The following is a 19,842-nucleotide window of genomic DNA, read 5'->3' as shown; positions in this document are numbered from 1 at the left end:
GAGCCCAATGTGAGCGGCCCCTCCGCCCGGTCTGGCTCGACGAGGCTCCGCGGCGGTCGACCCAGACCAGGCGCCGCTCCGCTCCGAACCGCTCATGTCCCAGCCTCTTCCTGCCGGGCGTCGGTCAGGGAGCTGGCCACCGCGGCCAGGTCGATCCACTCCTGCACGCCGTCGGCGGCCGAGCTGCGCGGCACCGTGCCGATGACCTTGCCGGTCAGCCGGAGACGGTCGGCGTCGGAGAGGTCCGGCGCGGTCAGCGCGAGCACCGGGATGCCGCGCGTCGACGCCTTCTCGTCCAGCCCGGACAGCAGCGCGAAGCCGTCCACGTCGGGCATCTGCAGGTCGCAGATGATGAGATCGAAGCGGCGTTCCCGGGACAGCCGCAGGCCCTGCGCGCCGTCGTCGCAGGTCACCACCTCGATGCCGGCCTCGCTGAGCTGGCGCTCGACCACCGCGCGGGTGTGGTCGTCGCGGTCCACCACCAGCACCGCGGCCGGGTCCTGGGACCGGTCGGCGAATGCCGGCACCACGTGCCGGGCCAGCTGGGCCAGCAGGGCGTCGTGGTCGACCGGCTTGACGAAGAAGTCGGCCGCGCCCAGGGCCAGGCCGGCCCGGCGGTCGTCGACGATGGTGGCGAAGAAGACCGGGATCGTGCTCAGCGCGTCGTCCCGCTTGAGCCGGCGGATCACGTCCCAGCCGTCCAGGCCGGGCATGACCACGTCGAGGAGGATGGCGTCGGGCCGCCAGGCGCCGGCCTCGGTCAGGCCGGCCTCGCCGCTGGAGGCGGTCCGGACCTGGTAGCCGGCGCTGCCGAGGTACGTCTCCAGCAGCTCGGCGGCGCGGGCATCGTCGTCGATGATCAGCACCCGGCCCCGGCCCGGGCGGGGCGCCGGCTCGCCGCCGTCCGCCTCCCGCGGGGCCTCGGCGACCGGCAGCCGGACGGTGAAGCGGCTGCCCTCGCCGAGCGCGGACTCCAGGCCGATGCTGCCGCCGTGCGCCTCCACCAGCCGCCGGGTGAGGGCCAGGCCCAGCCCGGTGCCGGCCTTGCGCTGGGCGGCCGGGCCGAGCTGCTGGAACTCCTCGAACACCCGCGTCTGGTCCTCCGGCGCGATGCCGATGCCGCTGTCGGCCACGGTGATCGCCACGTCCTGCGGGGCCGGGCTGACCGTGACCGCGATGAGGCCACCTTCCGGGGTGAACTTGATCGCGTTGGAGAGCAGGTTGTCGAGGATCTGGCGCAGGCGCAACGGGTCGGCGCGGACCGCGGCGGTCGGGGGCACGTCGAGGTACACCTGCAGCCCCTTGCGATCCGTGAGCGGCCGCAGCGTGGTAGTCACCTCGCCGATGGCGGCCTCCAGCGAGATGGACTCCATCCCGAGCTCCAGCCGGCCCGCCTCCACCTTGGCCAGGTCCAGGATGTCGTTGATCAGCCCGAGGAGGTGCCGGCCGCTGCCGTGGATGTGGTCGACCCACTCGGCCGGGACGCTGCGCCGGTCGCCGTCGGCCGGCTCGGCCCGCATCAGGTCGCTGAACCCGATGATCGCGTTGAGCGGCGTGCGCAGCTCGTGGCTCATGCCGGCCAGGAAGTCGCTCTTGGCCTGGCTGGCGTGGGTGAGCGCGGCCACCGACTCCTCCAGCCGGGTGGCGAGGTCGCGGTGGGCGCTCAGGGTCTCGCCGCGCTCGGCCAGCACGCGGGCCTGGTTGCCCAGCACGCCGGCCAGGCGCAGGTCGTCGGCGCTGAACGGGGCGTGGTAGCGGTCGAGCAGCAGCACCGTGCCGACCCCGTCGACCCGCAGCGCGGTGGCCAGCCGGGTGCCGGTGGCCCGCGCGAGCGGGTGGTCGCGGCGCAGCTGGACCGGGCGGCCGGCCGAAAGCAGCGGGGCGAGGTCGCGGTCCGGGTCGAGCGCCAGCCGCTCGTGCGGCAGGTGGGTGCCGGAGCGGCAGACCGCGGCGATGCGGTCGTGGTCGTCGTCGAGCAGCAGCACGACGTCGGTGCCGGTGGTGTCGTGCAGGACGTGGACGTAGCGCCGCCAGACCTGGCCGGTGTTGACCTCGGTCGGCAGCCGCTGCAGGTCCTCGGTCGCCTCGTACCAGGTCGTCGCCGACATGATCCGGCGCAGCCAGGCCGGCGGGACGAAGGCGAAGAGGTACAGCACCGAGCCGACCAGCCCGATCGCCCGCCCGGTGGGCTGCAGCCAGTGCCGCTCGGCCGGGAAGCGGGTGGAGGCGGTCACCAGGATCAGCAGCATGACCGGGTACAGGTAGGTGGCCAGGGCAGCCAGCCGCAGCCGGGCGCGGGCCGAGCCCGAGCGTCGCCCGGCCACGCGCAGCAGGACCGTGCCGGCGAACGCCTCGGTGACCGTGTACGTCACCGCCACGAAGGTCAGGTAGCCCAGGCTCAGCGGCCGGGGCGCGGCCGACGTGGCGGCGATGCTGGCGATCACCAGCACCAGCAGCGTGATGTCGAGCCAGCGCGGCACCCGGCCGAGCCGCGCGGCGAGGCGAAGCGTGAGGTACGGCTGCAGGAGCAACAGCCCGGTGGCGGTCGCGCCGGCCGCGACCGGCACCGGCTGGTGCGCGAAGTCGCGGACGATGCCGTTGACGCTGACCGCCAGCGAGGGCAGGAAGATCAGGGCGATGTCCCGCTGCACCGGGTCCCGGCCGCGGAGATACCCGACGAGCGCGGCGAGGAAGACCGCCGCGATCAGGACACCGATAGCTAGAGTTACCATGCAATTACGCCCCGTTACATTTGCGAACGGGACTCACTCTAGCCAGTGGTGACCTTGCGGGGGGCCGGATGCAGGATGACGCGCTGCGCGCGACCGTCGCGACGGCCACCCACGACCTGTCCAACGCGCTGGGCGCCGTGCTGAACTACGCCACCTTCATCGCCGAGGACCTGGACGGCACCGAGGCGGCGGCGCAGTACCTGCCGCACCTGCGCAGCGCCGCCCAGCGCGCGCTCGACCTAGTATCGGGACTCACTGCGGCTCTTGCACCCGACGCACAGGGTGACTGACGGGAACGCGGCCAGCCGGGCCACCGGGATCTCCTGCCGGCAGCCCTCGCAGGTGCCGTAGTGCCCGGCGTCCAGGCGCTCCAGAGCCCGCTCGACCTGCTCCATCCGGTTGCGGATGGAAACGGCCAGCGCGAACTCCTGCTCCCGGTTGAAGGCCTTGGTGCCGAGGTCGGCCACGTCGTCCCCGGAGTCGGCCGCACCGGCCAGGGTCATCTCGGCCACCACGCCGGCGTGCTCCGCCCCGAGCTCGTCGCGCCGGGCGAGCAGCGCGGTGCGGATGTCCTGGGTGCGGGTCTCTGGGTGAACGAGCATCGGTGGTCCCCCCGGGCAACGGAAATGATTGGCATCCCGTGTGCCCACCGGAGTGGTTGCGCAAACACGACTCCGGGTTGCCCCTCGATTCAGATGAGCGCCATCCGAAACGCCGTGGTCAGGGCCTCGTCCAGGTTGTCCAGCAGATTCTGCGGGTCCCCGTAGACCCCGGTCGCCCCGTGGCCGAGCAGCTCGGCCGCCCCCAGGCCACCGCAGGTCATCCCGATGCACGGGATCGACAGCCGCCCGGCGGCCTGAATGTCCCACACCGAGTCGCCGACGAAGACGACCTCCTCCGCCGACAGCCCCGAGCGCGCCACCGCCACCTCCACGATGTCCGGCGCCGGCTTGCTCGCGCCGGCGTCGTCGGCGCTCGTCACCGCGGTCAGCGAGCCGTCGGAGTCGAGGCAGCGCAGCAGCGCGTCGAGCTCCGGCCGGGACGCCGAGGTGGCCAGCACCACCCGCAGGCCCCGGTCGGCGCAGGCGTCGAGGAGGCGGCGGGCGCCCGGCAGGGCCCGCAACGCCGGCCAGTGCACGGCGTAGAGGCTCGCGTGCGCGGCCCGGATGGCGTCGTCGGCCCCGTCGTCGTGGCCGGGGCCGAGCAGCTGGTCGAGGATCCGGTCGGAGCCCATGCCGATCGCACGGTGGATGTGCGCCATCGGCACGTCGTGGCCCTGCTGGCGCAGCGCCTGCCACCAGGCCACGACGTGCAGGTACACGCTGTCCACGAGGGTCCCGTCGACATCGAACAGCACACCGGCCACCGGTTTCGTCATGCGCGGGTGATACCCATCCGCGCGGGGGTATCACGGCAAGCATGATGACCCAGTCCGATCCGGCCGGACCCGATCGCGACACGGTCGGCACCGCCGAGCCGTTCCCCGGCTTCGACTCCGACAATCTCGGGGACTTCGCCTCCGAGCACTGCTCCGTCACGCTGGCCGAGCAACTGGAGGGCGGGCCGGAGCACGCGCGGGAGCCCGAGAGCCCGCACGGCCTGGCCGGCATGGACGACTAAGCCGGCGCCGCCAGTCCCGCCGCAGCCTCGACGTCAGAGCAGGGCGACAAAACACCCCCACGGCGACGTGGGGGTGTTTTTGCGCCAATTCGGACCCACCCTCGTCATTGCCCGTCCCCCTTTCCCGCCCACAGAAAAGCTGGCATGTTGAGTCGGCGCGCATCGAGGCTCGTCAGATACATGCGCGCCCCGGCACATGTTCAGCGAGAGGGGGCACGATGGGCCGACGGAGATGGGTGGGCGCCGCTATGGCGACCGCACTCGTTCCGCCAATGCTCGTAATCGCGTCGGCTGGTCCGAGCGCGGCAGCACCGATCCCGGCAGGCAATCTGGCACTGGTACAAAGCCTCAAGGCGGAGGGCCAGACCACGGCGGCGAAATCGCCGACGAGCCGCATGGCCAAGACCGACACATCCCTGCTCAACCGCTCCGACACCGCAAAGGTGGCGATCGCGGTCAAGCTCGACTACGACTCCACCGCCACGTATTCCGGCGAAATCGCCGGCTACGCGGCGACGAGTCCGTCGGTAACGGGCAAGGCGCTATCCGGCGGCGCCGACGAGAAACGTTACGAAAACCGCATTGCCGGAATTGAGGACAAATTCCTCGGCGAACTCAAGAAGCAGGTCCCCGACGCCAAGGTCGGCCAGCGGCTGCGGACGGTCTACGGCGGCATCGCGATGACGGTGCCGGCCAACAAGGTCAACGCAATCCTGGCCATGGACCACGTCGTGGCGGTCCAGGCCGACAGTCTCCGCGCTAAGCAGACCGACTCGACGCCGGCCTTCATCGGCGCCGACCAGGTCTACCCGAAGCTCGGGGGCGCGCCGAACGCCGGCAAGGGTGTCATCTTCGGGTCGCTGGACAGCGGCATCTGGCCCGAGCACCCGTCGTTCGCGGACAACGGCAACCTGGGCGCCCCGCCGGCCAAGTCCGACGGCACCCCGCGCGCCTGCGACTTCGGCGACAACCCGCTGACCCCGGCGAGCGACCCGTTCGTGTGCAACCACAAGGTCATCGGGGGCAAGGGCTTCCTGGACACGTACAACGCGCTGGAGGAGCCGGAGCGTTACGGGTACACCGCCCGTGACTCCGACGGCCACGGCACGCACACCGCGTCGACGGCGGCCGGCGACCCGGTTGCCTCGGCGAAGGTCTTCAACATCGAGCGCGGCCCGATCAACGGCATCGCGCCCGGCGCGTGGGTCTCGGTGTACAAGGTCTGCGGCGCCACCGGCTGCTACGGCACCGACTCGGCCGCCGCGGTCGCCCAGGCGATCAAGGACGGCGTGAACGTCATCAACTTCTCGATCTCCGGTGGGGCGAGCCCGTACACCGACATCGTGGAGCTGGCGTTCTTCGACGCCTACAAGGCCGGCGTGTTCGTCGCCGCCTCGGCCGGCAACGCGGGTCCGGGGGCCGGCACGTCCGACCACCTCTCGCCGTGGGTCACCACCGTCGCGGCGTCCACCCAGAAGCGGTCGTTCCAGTCGACGCTGACCCTGACGTCCTCGGACGGCGCGGCGGCCACGCTGACGGGCGTCTCGATCACGACCGGCATCAGCACCGCGCTGCCCGTGGTCTTGGCCTCGGCCGCGCCGTACGGCAACGCCGACTGCACGGCCCCGGCGCCGCCCGGGCTCTTCGTCGGCAAGATCGTCGCGTGTCACCGCTCGCCGGGCCGGATCATCAAGGGCTTCAACGTCAAGCAGGGCGGCGCGGCCGGCATGATCCTGTTCAACGACCCGAAGTCCGACGCGCTGAGCGACAACCACTGGTTGCCGGCGGTGCACCTGGCCGACGGGACGGCGTTCGAGGCGTTCGTGGCCGCCCACCCCGGCGTGAAGGCCACCTTCACGCAGGGCGAGAAGGTGGCGGGCACCGGTGACGTGATGACGAACTTCTCGTCGCGCGGGCCGGGCGGCAACTTCATCAAGCCCGACATCACCGCGCCCGGCGCCCAGATCCTCGCCGGGCAGACGCCCACCCCGGACGACGCGAGCGGCGGCCCGGCCGGCGAGTACTTCCAGGCCATTGCCGGCACGTCGATGTCCTCGCCGCACATCGCCGGCTCCGCGCTGCTGGAGAAGGCGCTGCACCCGGAGTTCACGCCGGGCCAGATCAAGTCGGCGCTCATGACGACCGCGACCACCAAGGTCGTCAAGGACGACGGCGTCACCCCGGCCGACCCGCTCGACCTCGGCTCCGGGCGCGTCCAGGTCAACCTGGCGGCCAACCCGGGCCTCACGTTCGACGGGACGGCCGACCGGATGTTCGCCCTCGGCAACGACCCGGTCAACGCGGTGCAGATCAACCTGCCGTCGGTGAACGCGCCGGTCATGCCGGGCAAGCTCACCGCGGTGCGCACGGCGAAGAACGTCACGAACAAGGCGCAGGTGTACCGCGTCGAGACCACGTCGCCGGCCGGCTCCTCCATCACGGCCAGCCCGGCGCTGTTCGCGGTCCCACCGGGCAAGACGCAGCAGATCAGCATCACGATCAAGTCGAACGCCGCCCAGGGCCAGTACTTCGGCGAGGTCCGCCTCGTGCCGGTCACCAGCGGCGTGCCGACCCTGCACCTGCCGGTCGCGTTCGTGCCCAAGCAGGGCGACGTGAAGGTCACCCAGACCTGCACGCCGTCGGCCACCACGCTGCTGAGCACCAGCACGTGCACGGTCACCGCCACGAACGGGACGTTCAACGACACCACGGCCGACTTCACCACGACGACGCCGGTCAACCTGCCGGTCGTCTCGGCGAACGGCGCCAAGGTGGTCAACCCGTTCCAGGCGGAGAAGAAGGGCGCGGCCCTGGCCGGGGCGGTCCCCGGCACGCCGTCGCTGACCAACGAGGGCCTCTTCGGCTACATCCCGCTCGACGAGCTCGGGGTCACCCCGACCGCGATCGGCGACGAGAACCTCACCACCTTCAACGTGCCGGCGTTCCTGTACAACGGCGTCTCCTACACCTCGCTGACCGTTGACACCAACGGGTACCTGTACCCCGGAAGTGACCGGAGCAACGAGAACAACAACTGCTGCAGCATCGCCCCGATCCCGAACCCGGCGAAGCCGAACAACGTCCTCGCCCCGTTCTGGACCGACCTCGACGGCACCGGCCTGCCGGGCCTCTTCGTGGCCACCCTGAGCGACGGGGTGAGCAGGTGGGTCGTCGTCGAGTGGCGGGTGCACGACTTCGGCACGACGCAGGCCCGCAGCTTCCAGGTGTGGCTCGGCGTCAACGGCACGCAGGACATCACGTTCGCCTATGACGACAACGCGCTGTCCGGCCTGCCGGTCGGCCAGGACCTCGTGGTCGGGGCCGAGAACATCAACGGCACCGGCGGCCAGGGCCTGCCCGTGAACACGCTGCCGACCGGCGACCTGCGCGTCGTCAGCACCGACCCGGTGCCCGGCGCGTCGACCTCGTACACGGTCACCGTGCGGGGCCTGATCCCGGGCTCCGGCGAGGTCAGCACCGCGGTCGTCACCCCGGCGGTGCCGGGCACGACGGTCGTGAAGAGCACAATCACCGTCTCGGGCCGGGTCAACCGCACCGGCACCTGACGCACGGGTACCGCTGACCGCGGTACTCCTCGGTAACAAAGCGGCCGGCCCCCTTGCACCGGGGGGCCGGCCGCCCGAGGATCAAGGGCATGCGCACGTTTGGGAACGCCGGCGAGCTGCTGGCCGCGGTCGGCGAGCACCTCGGCTACAGCGACTGGCAGGAGATCGGCCAGGACCGCGTCGACCTCTTCGCCGAAGCGACCGGCGACCACCAGTGGATCCACGTGGACCCCGAGCGCGCCAAGGCCGGGCCCTTCGGCACGACGATCGCGCACGGCTTCCTGACGCTGTCGCTCCTGCCGACCTTGGTTTCCCAGGTGTACCGCGTGGAAGGCGTCCGGATGGGCATCAACTACGGCCTGGACAAGGTCCGCTTCCCGGCTCCGCTGCCGACCGGCTCCAAGGTGCGCGCCGGCGTCCAGCTCCTCGTGGCCGACGACCTCGGCGAGGGCTGGGTGCAGCTGAAGAACCGCGCGACGATCGAGCGGGAGGGCCACGACAAGCCGGTGTGCGTCGCCGAGACCCTCACCCGCCTGTTGATCTAGATCGGGAGGTCGACCAGGCCGGCCAGCCGGGCCCGGTGCTTGGCCGCCGAGCCGAGCGCGATCGCGTCGGCGCGGGCTCGCTTGAGGTACCAGTGCGCCGGATGCTCCCACGTGAACCCGATGCCGCCGTGCAGCTGCACGCACTCCTCGGCGGCCCGGACCGCCACCGGCGAGCAGAAGGCCTGGGCCAGCGACGCCGCGACCTCGAGGTCCGCGTCGCCGTCCGCGAGGCAGCCGGCCGCATAGCGCGCGACCGCCCGCGCCTGCGTGACGGCCACCCACAGGTCGGCGAGCCGGTGCTTGAGCGCCTGGTACGAGCCGATCGCCCGGGCGAACTGCCGGCGGGTCTTCGCGTACTCCACCGTCGTCGCCAGGCACCACTCGGCGATCCCGAGCTGCTCGGACGCCAGCATGGCCGCCCCCGCCAGCAGCGCCCGGCGGACCGCCGCCCCGGCGTCCCGCGCCACGAGCCGGGCCTCGGTCCGCCGGAACGCGAGGTCGGCGACGGGCCGGGTGAGGTCGAACGAGACGACCGGCGTGCGGGCGAAGTCCCCGGTCGTCGCGAAGAGCCCCGCGGCGGTAGGGACCAGCAGCACGTCGGCGGCCAGGGCGTCGGCCACGGTGGTGACCTCGCCGTCCAGCGCGCCGTCCCGGGCCGTGACCGTCCACTTCGGATCGTCCCAGGTGGACAGTGGGACGGCCAGCGCGGCGGTGCGCGCCCCGCCGGCCAGCTCGGCCAGCAAAGGGTCGCCCTCCGGCAGCGCCGCGGTGGCCAGCACGGCGCTGCCCAGGAACGGCACCGGGGCGACCGCGCGGCCCAGCTCCTCCATGACCACCGCGGTCTCCCGCCAGGAGGCCCCGGCCCCGCCCGACTCCTCGGGCACCGGCAGGCCGGCGAAGCCGAGGTCGGTGGCGAGCGTGCGCCAGAGCTTCAGGTCGACCGGCTCCGGACCTTCGAGCCGGCTCAGGTCGACGCGGTCGCGCAGCAGCGATCGCACCGACGCGCGCAGTTCCTCCTCGACCTCGCTGTACAGCAGATCGCTCATTTCGGCACGTCCTTCCACGCGACGTCCTTGTCGGCCCGCTGCTCCGGCGGCAGGCCGAGCACCCGCTCGGCCACGATGTTGCGCAGGATCTCCGACGTGCCGCCCTCGATCGAGTTGCCCTTCGCCCGCAGGTAGCGGTAGCCCGCCGTACGACCGGCGAAATCGACCACCGAAGGGCGCCGCATCGTCCACTCGTCGTGGCGCAGGCCCTCCTCGTCGAGCAGGTCCAGCTCCAGGGCCGAGATCTCCTGGTTGAGCCGCGCGAAGAGCAGCTTCGACGCCGACCCCTCCGGCCCGGGCTGCCCCGCCGCCAGCTGCTGGCGCAGCCGCACGCCGGTGAGCCGGGCCGCCTCGGCGTCGACCCAGAGCCGCAGCAGCGCGTCGTGGTGGGCCGGCGAGCGCAGCTCGGGCCGCTCGCGCCACAGGTCGGCGACCAGGCCGATGACGCCGCCCTCGCGCGGGATGGCCGAGCCGCCGATCGAGACCCGCTCGTTCATGAGCGTGGTCTGGGCGACGGCCCAGCCCTCGCCGACACCGCCGAGCCGGTCGGCGTCCGGGATCCGCACGCCGGTCAGGAAGACCTCGTTGAACTCGGCCTCCCCGGTGATCTGCCGCAGCGGTCGTACCTCCACACCCGGCGCGGTCATGTCCAGCACGAAGTAGGTGAGCCCCTGGTGCTTGGGGACCGCCGGGTCGGTGCGCGCGATCAGGATCGCCCACCGGGCCTCGTGCGCCATCGACGTCCAGACCTTCTGCCCGTCGACCACCCACCCGTCGCCGTCGCGCACCGCCCGGGTGGCCAGGCCGGCGAGGTCGGAGCCGGCGCCAGGCTCGCTGAAGAGCTGGCACCACACCTCCTCACCGGTCCACAGCGGCCGCAGCCAGCGCCGGCGCTGCTCGTCGGTGCCGTGGCGCAGGATCGTCGGCGCGGCCATGCCCAGCCCGATGCCGATGCGGCGCGGGTTGTTGCCGGGCGCGCCGGCCTCGGCGAAGAGCTGGTCCACCGGGGGCTGCTCGGCCCGCGACCGCCCCAGACCGCCGAGCCCGGGCGGGTACTGCACCCAGGCCAGCCCGGCGTCGAAGCGCGCCCGCAGGAACTCCAGCGGCTCCATGGCGGCCGGGTCGTGACCGGCCAGGAACTCGCGGGCCAGGTCGACCGCGTGGTCCGCTGTACTCCTAGTCAAGTGGCCCGCCGGCCACGTAGATGACCTGCCCGGAGACGAACCCGGCGCCGTCGCTGACCAGGAACGAGATCGTGTGTGCGACGTCCTCGGGCCGCCCGACCCGCCGCACCGGGATCTGCTCCGCGGCCCCCTTCTGGAAGGTCTCGAAGTCGACCTTGATCCGGGCCGCGGTCGCCGCCGTCATGTCGGTGGCGATGAACCCGGGTGCCACCGCGTTCGCGGTCACGCCGAAGGGGCCCAACTCGATCGCGAGGGTCTTGGTGAACCCCTGCAGGCCGGCCTTGGCCGCCGAGTAGTTCGCCTGCCCGCGGTTGCCCAGGGCCGAGGACGAGGACAGGTTCACGATCCGCCCGAACCTGGCCGCGGTCATGTGCGCCTGGGCCGCCCGGCTCATGAGGAAGGCGCCGCGCAGGTGAACGCCCATGACCGTGTCCCAGTCGGCGTCGGTCATCTTGAACAACATGTTGTCGCGGATCACGCCCGCGTTGTTGACCAGCACGACCGGCGGCCCGAGCTCGGCGGCGACCCGGTCCACGGCCGCGGCCACCTGCTGGGCGTCGGCGACGTCGGCCCCGACGGCCAGGGCCCGCCCGCCCTCCGCGGTGATCCGCTCGACGGTGTCCTTGCAGGCGCCCTCGTCGAGGTCCAGCACGGCGACGGCGTGCCCGTCGGCGGCGAGCCGGACGGCGGTGGCGGCCCCGATGCCGCGGGCCGCGCCGGTCACGATGGCGACGCGGTTCAGTTCAGTGTTCGTCACGATCTCGATCCTCGCGCGTGAGACACAGTCCCGGGAAGTGAGCGAACTTTTGACAGGTTTCGCAGGCATATGTCCGAATGGCGGAAAAACCGCGAGTTCCCGCCAGGGAACCGTTCAGGTGCGACAAGGTTGCGCCGATGGTCTCGGCGGCACACGGACGAGACGGCAACGGGGGGCAAGGATGAACGGTACGAAGATCACCAAGGCGCTGACGACCGCCGGCCTGGCCACCCTGGCGGGCCTCGCCGCCACCGCGCTCGGCGCCCCCGCCGCGCATGCCGCCGCCGTTAACGGCAAGCCGATCGCCTACGTCCGCGACGGCGTGATCTACCGCAGCGACGGCGCCGGCGAGATCCGGCTCACCGAGGACGAGGTCAACGCCCGCCCGCGGTTCTCGCCCGACGGCACCAAGCTGGCGTACCTCCACAACGGCACCGTGTGGGTCATGGGCGCCAACGGCGAGCACAAGCACCAGGTGAGCGACCGCACCGCCGGCGGGCCGTCGTGGTCGCCGGACGGGCGGTGGATCGCCTACTCGGCGCTGTCCTGCACCGGCGGCCCGGGCGTGTTCCGGGTCGGCGTCGAGGGCGGCACCTCCTCCCAGCCGCTGTTCCCGGCCGAGTGCCGCGACCAGGCGGTGCCCGAGGTCGGCTACGCCATGGAGGCCCCCACCGACGGCTCCGCCACACCGGCCGCCACGCTGGCCGACCGGCTGCGCACCGACGACGCGGTGGCCTGGTCGCCCGACGGCACGCAGATCGCCTTCCGCGGCGGCGAGTGCGAGAGCATCGCCGACAACTGCCTGAGCATCGGCCACGTGGGCACCGGCCGGGAGCGGGCCATCGACGTGTACGGCGGCGGCGGCAACGGCACCAGCGGCTTCGGCGTCGTGCCCGCCTGGAGCGCGGACGGGCAGAAGGTGACCTGGACCAGCCACACCGCCAAGGGCGCCGCGGTCGCCGTCACCGAGGCCGACGCCAGCGGGGCCAACCGGCGCCGGGTGGGCAAGGCCGACGACCGGGAGATGGTGTATGCGGGCGAGCGCACCGGCGTGCTGACCGCGGCCCGCCACGGCCGCTCGTGGATCACCGCGGTGGACCTGGCCACGGGCAAGCGCACCCCGCTGCGCCAGGGTTCCCAGCCGACCGTCGCGCGGTAGTGGCCCGATTCCTCCGTTCAGCCGGATTCCTGCGCGAAAACGGGGATGATGCGCCTATGTACCGCTTGCTGGCCATCGTCAGCGCCGCGCTCGTCGCCGGCGGCTGTGGCGGCACCAGCCCGAAGGCGGCCCCGACGGCGGAGAAGGCCACCGCCAGCGCCCTGCTCGACGCGGCCGACCTCCCCGACGGCTACAGCCTCAGCCCGCCCGACGCGGCGCCCGAGGTCAGCGCCGCGAGCAGCCCCAGCGTCCCCGGCTGCGACGCCCTGCTCGACTACTTCAGCGAGGGCGCCGGTCCGGCCGCGGCGGAGTCGGCCCGCTTCGAGGCCGGCGGCAGCGGACCCTTCCTGGCCGAGGAATTGTCCGACCACTCGGACGTCGCGCAGCTCGGCGGCAGGTGTGGACGGTTCACGAGCACCGACGCGGACGGCGTCACCACCGCGGTCACCGTCGCCCCGGTCACCGACTTCCCCCGGCTCGGCGACGCCGAGCAGGTGTTCTCGATGCATGCCGACGGCGGCACCGGCGACGCCGAGTTCCAGCTCAGCGGCTTCCTCGTGGTCGTGCGGGTCGGGCCGACGACCTGCACGCTCGTGCACTTCGGGCAGCCCGGCGTGGACCGGGCCGAGACCGAGACCATCGCTCGGGCGGCGGTAACCAAGATCAAACGACGACAATGAGAGTATGCGGCTCGGCACGTTCAACCTGATGCACGGGCGCTCGCTGGCCGACGGCCGGGTGGACCACGACCGGATCGCCGAGTCCGTCGCCGGCCTCGACGCCGACGTCCTCGGCCTGCAGGAGGTCGACCGCGCCCAGCCCCGCAGCGGCCACGCCGACCTGGCCCGCATCGCCGCCGACGCGCTCGGCGCCCGGCATGTGCTCTTCGTCCCCGCCGTCGTCGGCACGCCCGGCGAGACCTTCCGGGCCGCCACGGACGAGGACCACGACGGCCCCGAGCCGCACTACGGCATCGCGCTGGTCAGCCGCTACCCGGTGCTCCAGTGGCGGGTCACCCGGCTGCCGGCCGCGCCGCTGCGGGCCCCGATCGTGATCCCGGGGCCGCGCCGGGCCCGGCTGCTGCTGCTCGACGACGAGCCCCGGGTCCTCGTGGCCGCCGTGGTCGCGACGCCGGCCGGGCGCGTCACGATCGCCACCACCCACCTGTCGTTCGTGCCCGGCTGGAACATCCGGCAGTTGCACCTCGTGCGCCGGGCGCTGCGCGACCTGCCCGGCCCGCGGGTGCTCCTGGCCGACCTCAACCTGCCCGGCCGGCTTCCCCGGCTGGTCTCGGGCTGGCACCGGCTGGCGAGCGTTGCGACGTACCCCTCGCCGGCCCCGCGCGTGCAGTTCGACCACGTCCTGGCCGACTCGCGCGGCTTCGAGCGGCTACCGAGGGTCCTCGGCGTCACCAGCCCCGAGATGCCGTTCTCCGATCACCGCCCGCTGCTGGTCACGATGCGTGACAGGCCGGGCACGCTCTCGATCGATTAACACAGATTTAAGTCCGCGCGGAATGCCTCGTTGCGGCCGTTTGTCCGGTATCGATCGCGAAGCGTACTCGCGTAACTACGATTCTTCGCCGCCTTGTAGATTGGGCGTTCGTTTGTTGGGATGCGTACCGTCAGTGATTTTCAACCGAAGGTACAAGGCCGCGAAGGCCGCCGGTCCGGAGGATATGAGCCGTGAAAGGTCGCCACCGCTCAGCGGGGTCGTCTGGCGGAGCTTTGAAGCTGGGCACCGCCGCCGTCGCCGTGCTCGTGATCCTCGCCGGCAGCTGGTATGCGTTCCGGAAGTACTCCCAGCCGTCCTGCGGCAACGCCGCCAAGCTGTCCATCGGCGCCCCCGCGGACATCGCACCCGCGCTGAGGGCCCAGGCGAGCGACTGGTCCGCGCAGGCCAAGACCAACGGCAACTGCGTCGACATCGAGGTCTTCGAGGAGGACCCGGCCGACGTGTCGGCCGCGCTGGCCGGCAAGGCGGGCAAGGCGCTGACCGGCGTCGGGCAGGCCAACGGCAAGACCCGCATCCCGGACGTCTGGGTGGCCGACTCGTCGCTGTGGCTGCAGCGCCTGCGCGCGGTCAACGCGCAGGGCATCCCGCAGGACGCCAAGTCGATCGCTCACAGCCCCGTCGTGCTGGCCATGCCCGAGCCGATCGCGACCACCTTCGGCTGGCCGCAGAAGAAGATCACGTACCCCGAACTCATCGGCAAGGTGGCCACCGACCAGAAGGTCAAGGTCGGCATCGTCGAGCCCAGCCGCGACTCCACCGGCCTCGGCGGCCTGCTGACCCTCGCCGCGGCCGCCCAGGCCGCCGGCGGCGGCAACGCAACCCAGGCGACCCAGGTCGCGACGGCCGCCCTGCGCTCGCTGGCCGCCGGCCGCTCCTCGGTGCGGGCCGACCTGATCCAGAAGTTCCCGCGCAGCAGCGACCCGGCCGCGCTGAGCAGCGGCCTGACCGTCGCGCCGCTGTCGGAGCAGGCGGTCATCCAGTACAACGGCCAGCAGCCCCCGGTCCGCCTCGCCGCCATGTACGCCGAGCCGGCCCCGCCCGCGCTGGACTACCCGGCCGTGGTGCTCAGCTCCGACAAGGCGAGCATCGCCGGCGAGCTGCTCAAGGCCTTCGACACCCAGGACTTCCACGACAAGCTCGGCGCGATCGGGCTGCGCGCCGCCGACGGGTCGGCCGGCAAGGGCTTCCAGACCCCGAGCAACGCCCCCGACCCGGCGGCCGCCGGGGCCAACGCGCTGCCCGACGCCGCCGCGATCGAGGGCCTGCTGTCCAAGTGGCAGGCGATCACGCTGCCGGCCCGCATGCTCGCCGTCATCGACGTCTCCGGCTCGATGCTGGAGCCCGTGCCGACCGCCGGCAACGCGACCCGCATGCAGGTCACGCTGGAGGCCGCGCGCAAGGGCATGAGCCTCTTCGACGACTCGTGGGCGCTCGGCGTGTGGGTGTTCTCCACGCTGATGGACGGCAACAAGGACTACAAGCAGCTGGTCCCGATCGGCCCGCTGGTCAGCCAGCGCACCCAGTGCCTGCAGGCGCTGGGCAGCATCACCCCGAAGCGCAACGGCGACACCGCGCTCTACGACACCATCCTCGCCGCCTACAAGACGGTGCAGGATGGGTACGAGAGCGGGCGGATCAACTCGATCATCGTCATGACCGACGGCGAGAACGACGACCCGGCCGGCGGCCTCTCGCTGGAGCAGCTGATCGGCGAGCTGCAGAAGACCGCCGACCCGGCCAAGCCGATCCAGGTGATCCTCATCGGCATCGGCAACAAGGTCAACGAAGGCGCGATGAAGCAGATCACCGACGCGATCGGCGGCGGCACGTTCGTCGCCCCCGACCCGGCCAAGATCGGCGACATCTTCCTACAGGCCATCTCGCTGCGCGGCCAGGCGGCCCAGCCGAAGTAGCACCGAGCCACAGCCGCCCGGCCCGCGCACACGCTGCGCGGGCCGGGCGGCTCTTTGCTCAACCGCGCACTCTGCGCGGGCCGCCCGGCTCCTTCTCGGCCACGAACGCTGTGAGCGGGCCCGCCGACTCTTCTCGGCTCCCAGCGCTCCTTCTCGGCACCAGCACTCTCTGCGGGCCGAGCGACTCTTTCCTCAGCACTCCGCAGGCCGAACGGCCCTTTGCTCACCCGACTCGCGCTCTGGGCTCCTTCTCGGCCACGCGGACCCGCCGACTGTTTCTCGGCCCCAGCACTCCTTCTCGGCCCAGCACTCTCCGCGGGCTGAGCGGCTCTTTTGCTGCGCGAGCTGGCCGACTCGTTCTCGGCCGCAAGAATCCCCCCAAAAACGATAAGTCGGGCGCTCCGCGCCGCGACTTATCTGACTTATACCCCGTCAGGTTATAAGTCCGAAATGTCGTGGCGCGCCAGCGCCCGACATTTCGTGCAAACCGGACCGGCTACCAGTGGGACTTTCGCGCTCGGGCCTCGTAGAGCAGTACCGACGCGGAAACCGACACGTTGAGGGAGTCGCCCGAGCCGAGCATCGGAACGGCGACTCGCTGGAATCCGCGGCCGTACCAGTCCTTGGCGATGCCGTACCGCTCGCTGCCCACCACCAGCGCGGTCCGCCCGCCGTAGTCGGCCTGGCGGTAGTTGATCGCCTCGTCGGTGTCGGCCAGCAGGACGGTGAAGCGGTGCCCGGCCAGCCACGCGGACGCTTCCTCGACGGTTTCGAATTCCAGCGTCGGTACCGTGAGAATCGTCCCCTGACTGGCCCGGATCACCTTCGGATGCGTGAGCCGGGTCTTGCGGTTCGTCAGCACGAGACAGTCCGCCGCGCAGGCGTCCAGCGAGCGGATCAGCGTGCCGAGGTTGCCCGGGATCTCCACGCCGTCGGCCACCAGCACGAGGGCCGTGCGCTGGAAGCGCAGGTCGCGCGGCTCCCACCGGGGCAGGGCGGCGAGCGAGAGCAGGCCGTCGGGCTTGTCCCGCTCGGAGATCTTCTCCAGCGTGCGCGGGGAGATGCGGAACGAGCGCTCGGCCCGCTCCGCGATCTCCTCGGCCCGCTTGCGCGCCTCGTCGGCGTAGATCGCCTCCGGGCACCAGAAAAACGTGTCGATCGGGGCCCCGGACTCCAGCAGCATGTTGTGCGCCCACAGCCCTTCGGCGACGAAGAGCTTGTAGCGGTTCGGCGCGGTGTTGTTCTGGATGTGCTGCACCTGCCGGACCGCGGGGTGCTGGACCCCGATGGCTTGGAGTTCCATCACAGCGTGACGGTAGCCGACAATTCCGCCGCCTCCACGAGCGACCAGTCCCGCACGTTGCCGGCCGCGGTGAGGTCGGCCCGCACCCGCTCCAGGGTCGCCACCGGACCGGCCACCTCCAGCCGGGCCACCTCGGCCCGCATCGACTGCCGCGCGGCCGACTTGGCCCGCCGGATCGCGCCCAGCACCTCGGCCGCCAGCCGCAGCGGGGCCTGGTCGCCCGCCGGCAGCGGCTCGGGCAGCGCGGCCGGCCAGGGCGCACGGTGCACCGAGCCCTCCTGCCACCACGACCAGACCTCCTCGGCCACGTACGGCAGGAACGGCGCGAACAGCCGCTGCACCGTGGAGAGCGCCACGGCCAGGGCCGCCCGGGCCGAGTCCACCTCGGCCGGCGCCGCCTCGCCGTAGGCCCGCGCCTTGACGAGCTCCACGTAGTCGTCGCAGAAGGTCCAGAAGAACTGCTCGGTGACCTCCAGCGCCCGCGCGTAGTCGAACTCCTCGAACGCCGCCGTCGCCTCCGACACCACCCGCGACAGCGCGGCCAGCAGGGCCAGGTCGACCGGCTCGGTCACCTTGTCCGGCTCCGGCGCGCCGCCGAAGCCGAGCACGAACCGGCTCGCGTTGAGCAGCTTCACCGCCAGCCGGCGGCCCACCTTCATCTGGTTGGGGTCGATCGCGGTGTCCACGCCGCGGCGGGCGCTGCCGGCCCAGTACCGGATCGCGTCGGCCCCGAAGCGCTCGAGCAGCACCTCCGGGCTGTCGTCGTCGCGGGCGTTGTTCTTCGACTTGGACAGCTTCTTGCGGTCCGGGTCGAGGATCCAGCCGGCGATCGCCGCGTTGCGCCAGGGCAGCGCCCCGTGCTCCAGGTGCGAGCGCAGCAGCGTGGTGAACAGCCAGGTGCGGATGATCTCGTGCGCCTGCGGGCGCATGTCCATCGGGAACACCCGCTCGAACAGGTCCGGGTCGTCGAGCCAGGCGCCCGCGATCTGCGGGGTGAGCGAGGACGTCGCCCAGGTGTCCATCACGTCGGGGTCGCCGATGAAGCCGCCCGGCCGGCCGCGGTCGATCTCCTCGTAGCCCGGCGGCGTGTCGCTGCTCGGGTCCATGGGGAGCGCCTTCGGGACGATCGGGTCGTCGTGGATCGGGTTGCCGTCGGCGTCCAGGCGGTACCACAGCGGGATCGGGACCCCGAAGAACCGCTGCCGGCTGATCACCCAGTCGCCGGTGAGCCCCTCGACCCAGTGCTTGTAGCGAGCCCGCATGTGCTCCGGCGTCCACCGCAGCTCCCGCCCCCGGGCCAGCAGCGTCTCGCGCAGCTCGGGCGAGCGGGCGCCGTTGCGGATGTACCACTGCCGGGTCGCCACGATCTCGACCGGCCGGTCGCCCTTCTCGTAGAACTTCACCGCGTGCCTGATCGCCCGGGGCTCCCCGTCGAGCTCGCCGGAGGCCCGCAGCAGCGCCACGATCTTCTCCCGCGCCTGGCTGACGGTCAGCCCGGCCACGGGCGCGTAGGCGTCCTCGTCCACGCCGTCGGGCGCCTTGAGCCCGAGCCGGCCGTTGCGCTGCATCACGGTGCGGGTGGGCAGGTCGAGGTCGCGCCACCAGGTCACGTCGGTCAGGTCGCCGAACGTGCACACCATCACCAGCCCGCTGCCCTTCTCCGGGTCGGCCAGCGCGTGGGCGAGCAGCGGCACCTCCACCCCGAACACGGGCGTGCGCACGGTCGAGCCGAAATGCGCCTTGAACCGCTCGTCATCGGGGTGCGCCACCAGCGCCACGCAGGCCGGCAGCAGCTCGGGCCGGGTGGTCTCCACGGAGAAGTCGCCGAACTTGATCCGGTGCCAGGCACCGGGCCGCTCCCGGTCCTCGAGCTCGGCCTGCGCCACCGCGGTGCCGAAGGTGACGTCCCACAGCGTCGGCCCGTCGAGCGGGTACGCCTCACCCCGAGCCAGGCTGTTGAGGAACCCGCGCTGCGCGGTCGCCCGGGCGCGGTCGCCGATGGTGGTGTACAGCAGCGTCCAGTCCACGCTGAGCCCCACGTGCTTCCAGAGGCGCTCGTAGGACTGCTCGTCGATATCGGTCTGCCGCTGACAGAGCTCCACGAAGTTGCGCCGCCCGACGAGCACCCGTTCGGCCCCGGGCTTCTCCGGCGGTCGGAATTCGGGGTCGTACGGCAACGTAGGGTCACATTGCACGCCAAACGTCAGCTGCACCCGGCGCTCGGTCGGCAGCCCGTTGTCGTCCCACCCGATCGGATAGAACACTTCCCGCCCGCGCATACGCTGAAAACGCGCCACGATATCGGTCTGCGCATATGAGAACACGTGCCCGATGTGCAGCGGCCCGCTCACCGTGGGCGGCGGCGTGTCGATGGAGAACACCCGCTCCCGCGGCGCGGTGCGATCGAAGCGGTACGTGCCCTCTACCTCCCATACGCCCGCCCACTTCTCCTCGAGACCGTCGAGACTGGGGCGCTGCGGTATACGCTCGGCTTCAGGCATG

The 19,842-nt window shown here is 72.1% G+C and carries 16 protein-coding genes; 8 read left to right on the top strand and 8 right to left on the bottom strand.

Annotated elements, in window-relative coordinates; all coding sequences use genetic code 11:
- Window positions 1-92: 92 nt before the first annotated feature.
- A complete protein-coding gene (locus tag AB0M46_RS23910; RefSeq protein WP_363339175.1) occupies window positions 93-2,732 on the bottom strand; it encodes a response regulator in 2,640 nt (879 codons plus the stop codon).
- A 68-nt stretch (window positions 2,733-2,800) separates the two neighbouring features.
- On the opposite strand from AB0M46_RS23910, the gene AB0M46_RS23905 reads away from it, so the two are divergent.
- Window positions 2,801-3,022, top strand: a complete 222-nt coding sequence (locus tag AB0M46_RS23905) for a hypothetical protein (RefSeq protein WP_363339174.1) — start codon at window positions 2,801-2,803, stop codon at window positions 3,020-3,022.
- On the opposite strand, the gene AB0M46_RS23900 is transcribed toward AB0M46_RS23905, so the two are convergent.
- Both AB0M46_RS23900 and AB0M46_RS23895 read right to left on the bottom strand, forming a co-directional pair.
- Complete coding sequence (locus AB0M46_RS23900) at window positions 2,972-3,334, bottom strand: TraR/DksA family transcriptional regulator (RefSeq protein ID WP_363339173.1); 363 nt, start codon at window positions 3,332-3,334, stop codon at window positions 2,972-2,974. The genes AB0M46_RS23905 and AB0M46_RS23900 overlap by 51 nt on opposite strands.
- A gap of 89 nt (window positions 3,335-3,423) precedes the next feature.
- Window positions 3,424-4,110 (bottom strand): HAD family hydrolase, encoded by a 687-nt coding sequence (locus AB0M46_RS23895; RefSeq protein WP_363339172.1) that lies wholly within the window; start codon window positions 4,108-4,110, stop codon window positions 3,424-3,426.
- A gap of 41 nt (window positions 4,111-4,151) precedes the next feature.
- Here AB0M46_RS23895 and AB0M46_RS23890 point away from each other — a divergent pair, with 41 nt between their 5' ends.
- The 3 genes from AB0M46_RS23890 (at window position 4,152) to AB0M46_RS23880 (ending at window position 8,463) form a co-directional block, all read left to right on the top strand.
- Window positions 4,152-4,352, top strand: coding sequence for a hypothetical protein (locus tag AB0M46_RS23890; RefSeq protein ID WP_363339171.1), 201 nt, complete (start codon window positions 4,152-4,154; stop codon window positions 4,350-4,352).
- Between the two features lie 395 nt (window positions 4,353-4,747).
- Window positions 4,748-7,918: a S8 family serine peptidase gene (locus AB0M46_RS23885; protein WP_363339170.1), complete on the top strand. Its 3,171-nt coding sequence runs from the start codon at window positions 4,748-4,750 to the stop codon at window positions 7,916-7,918.
- Between the two features lie 89 nt (window positions 7,919-8,007).
- Entirely contained in the window at window positions 8,008-8,463 is a 456-nt protein-coding gene (locus AB0M46_RS23880) for a MaoC family dehydratase (RefSeq protein WP_363339169.1), read from the top strand.
- On the opposite strand, the gene AB0M46_RS23875 is transcribed toward AB0M46_RS23880, so the two are convergent.
- The 3 genes from AB0M46_RS23875 to fabG are packed head-to-tail and all read right to left on the bottom strand — an operon-like array spanning window position 8,460 to window position 11,450.
- Window positions 8,460-9,509, bottom strand: coding sequence for an acyl-CoA dehydrogenase family protein (locus tag AB0M46_RS23875; protein ID WP_363339168.1), 1,050 nt, complete (start codon window positions 9,507-9,509; stop codon window positions 8,460-8,462). The genes AB0M46_RS23880 and AB0M46_RS23875 overlap by 4 nt on opposite strands.
- Window positions 9,506-10,693 carry an acyl-CoA dehydrogenase family protein gene (locus AB0M46_RS23870; protein ID WP_363339167.1) on the bottom strand — a complete coding sequence of 396 codons (1,188 nt, stop codon included), beginning with the start codon at window positions 10,691-10,693 and terminating at the stop codon, window positions 9,506-9,508. Before AB0M46_RS23870 ends, AB0M46_RS23875 begins: the two co-directional genes overlap by 4 nt.
- Complete coding sequence (gene fabG / locus AB0M46_RS23865; protein WP_363339166.1) at window positions 10,686-11,450, bottom strand: 3-oxoacyl-ACP reductase FabG; 765 nt, start codon at window positions 11,448-11,450, stop codon at window positions 10,686-10,688. The genes AB0M46_RS23870 and fabG overlap by 8 nt, the downstream gene beginning before the upstream one ends.
- A gap of 181 nt (window positions 11,451-11,631) precedes the next feature.
- Between fabG and AB0M46_RS23860 the strand changes: the two genes are divergently transcribed.
- The 4 genes from AB0M46_RS23860 (at window position 11,632) to AB0M46_RS23845 (ending at window position 16,037) form a co-directional block, all read left to right on the top strand.
- A complete protein-coding gene (locus AB0M46_RS23860; protein WP_363339165.1) occupies window positions 11,632-12,609 on the top strand; it encodes a hypothetical protein in 978 nt (325 codons plus the stop codon).
- A gap of 56 nt (window positions 12,610-12,665) precedes the next feature.
- The gene (locus AB0M46_RS23855) at window positions 12,666-13,289 is read left to right on the top strand and encodes a hypothetical protein (RefSeq protein WP_363339164.1); all 624 of its coding nucleotides are present in this window, start codon (window positions 12,666-12,668) and stop codon (window positions 13,287-13,289) included.
- 4 nt (window positions 13,290-13,293) lie between these two features.
- On the top strand, window positions 13,294-14,103 hold the full coding sequence (locus AB0M46_RS23850) for an endonuclease/exonuclease/phosphatase family protein (RefSeq protein WP_363339163.1): 810 nt from the start codon (window positions 13,294-13,296) through the stop codon (window positions 14,101-14,103).
- Between the two features lie 233 nt (window positions 14,104-14,336).
- Window positions 14,337-16,037: a VWA domain-containing protein gene (locus AB0M46_RS23845; protein WP_363339162.1), complete on the top strand. Its 1,701-nt coding sequence runs from the start codon at window positions 14,337-14,339 to the stop codon at window positions 16,035-16,037.
- 496 nt (window positions 16,038-16,533) lie between these two features.
- On the opposite strand, the gene AB0M46_RS23840 is transcribed toward AB0M46_RS23845, so the two are convergent.
- A complete protein-coding gene (locus tag AB0M46_RS23840; RefSeq protein WP_363339207.1) occupies window positions 16,534-17,340 on the bottom strand; it encodes a TrmH family RNA methyltransferase in 807 nt (268 codons plus the stop codon).
- Complete coding sequence (gene valS, locus AB0M46_RS23835) at window positions 17,340-19,841, bottom strand: valine--tRNA ligase (protein WP_363339161.1); 2,502 nt, start codon at window positions 19,839-19,841, stop codon at window positions 17,340-17,342. The genes AB0M46_RS23840 and valS overlap by 1 nt, the downstream gene beginning before the upstream one ends.
- Window position 19,842 lies beyond the last annotated feature (1 nt).

The organism is Dactylosporangium sp. NPDC051485 (assembly GCF_040682015.1).
In the GTDB taxonomy this organism is placed as follows: domain Bacteria; phylum Actinomycetota; class Actinomycetes; order Mycobacteriales; family Micromonosporaceae; genus Dactylosporangium.
Note: the sequence above shows the minus strand (reverse complement) of the source record. Positions and strands in the feature narration are given on the sequence as shown.

Coding starts and splice junctions, on each gene's coding strand:
- AB0M46_RS23910 (WP_363339175.1), bottom strand. CDS start 2,732: ATGGTAACTCTAGCTATCGGTGTCCTGATCGCGGCGGTCTTCCTCGCC.
- AB0M46_RS23905 (WP_363339174.1), top strand. CDS start 2,801: ATGCAGGATGACGCGCTGCGCGCGACCGTCGCGACGGCCACCCACGAC.
- AB0M46_RS23900 (WP_363339173.1), bottom strand. CDS start 3,334: ATGCTCGTTCACCCAGAGACCCGCACCCAGGACATCCGCACCGCGCTG.
- AB0M46_RS23895 (WP_363339172.1), bottom strand. CDS start 4,110: ATGACGAAACCGGTGGCCGGTGTGCTGTTCGATGTCGACGGGACCCTC.
- AB0M46_RS23890 (WP_363339171.1), top strand. CDS start 4,152: ATGATGACCCAGTCCGATCCGGCCGGACCCGATCGCGACACGGTCGGC.
- AB0M46_RS23885 (WP_363339170.1), top strand. CDS start 4,748: ATGGCCAAGACCGACACATCCCTGCTCAACCGCTCCGACACCGCAAAG.
- AB0M46_RS23880 (WP_363339169.1), top strand. CDS start 8,008: ATGCGCACGTTTGGGAACGCCGGCGAGCTGCTGGCCGCGGTCGGCGAG.
- AB0M46_RS23875 (WP_363339168.1), bottom strand. CDS start 9,509: ATGAGCGATCTGCTGTACAGCGAGGTCGAGGAGGAACTGCGCGCGTCG.
- AB0M46_RS23860 (WP_363339165.1), top strand. CDS start 11,632: ATGAACGGTACGAAGATCACCAAGGCGCTGACGACCGCCGGCCTGGCC.
- AB0M46_RS23855 (WP_363339164.1), top strand. CDS start 12,666: ATGTACCGCTTGCTGGCCATCGTCAGCGCCGCGCTCGTCGCCGGCGGC.
- AB0M46_RS23850 (WP_363339163.1), top strand. CDS start 13,294: ATGCGGCTCGGCACGTTCAACCTGATGCACGGGCGCTCGCTGGCCGAC.
- AB0M46_RS23840 (WP_363339207.1), bottom strand. CDS start 17,340: ATGGAACTCCAAGCCATCGGGGTCCAGCACCCCGCGGTCCGGCAGGTG.
- valS (WP_363339161.1), bottom strand. CDS start 19,841: ATGCCTGAAGCCGAGCGTATACCGCAGCGCCCCAGTCTCGACGGTCTC.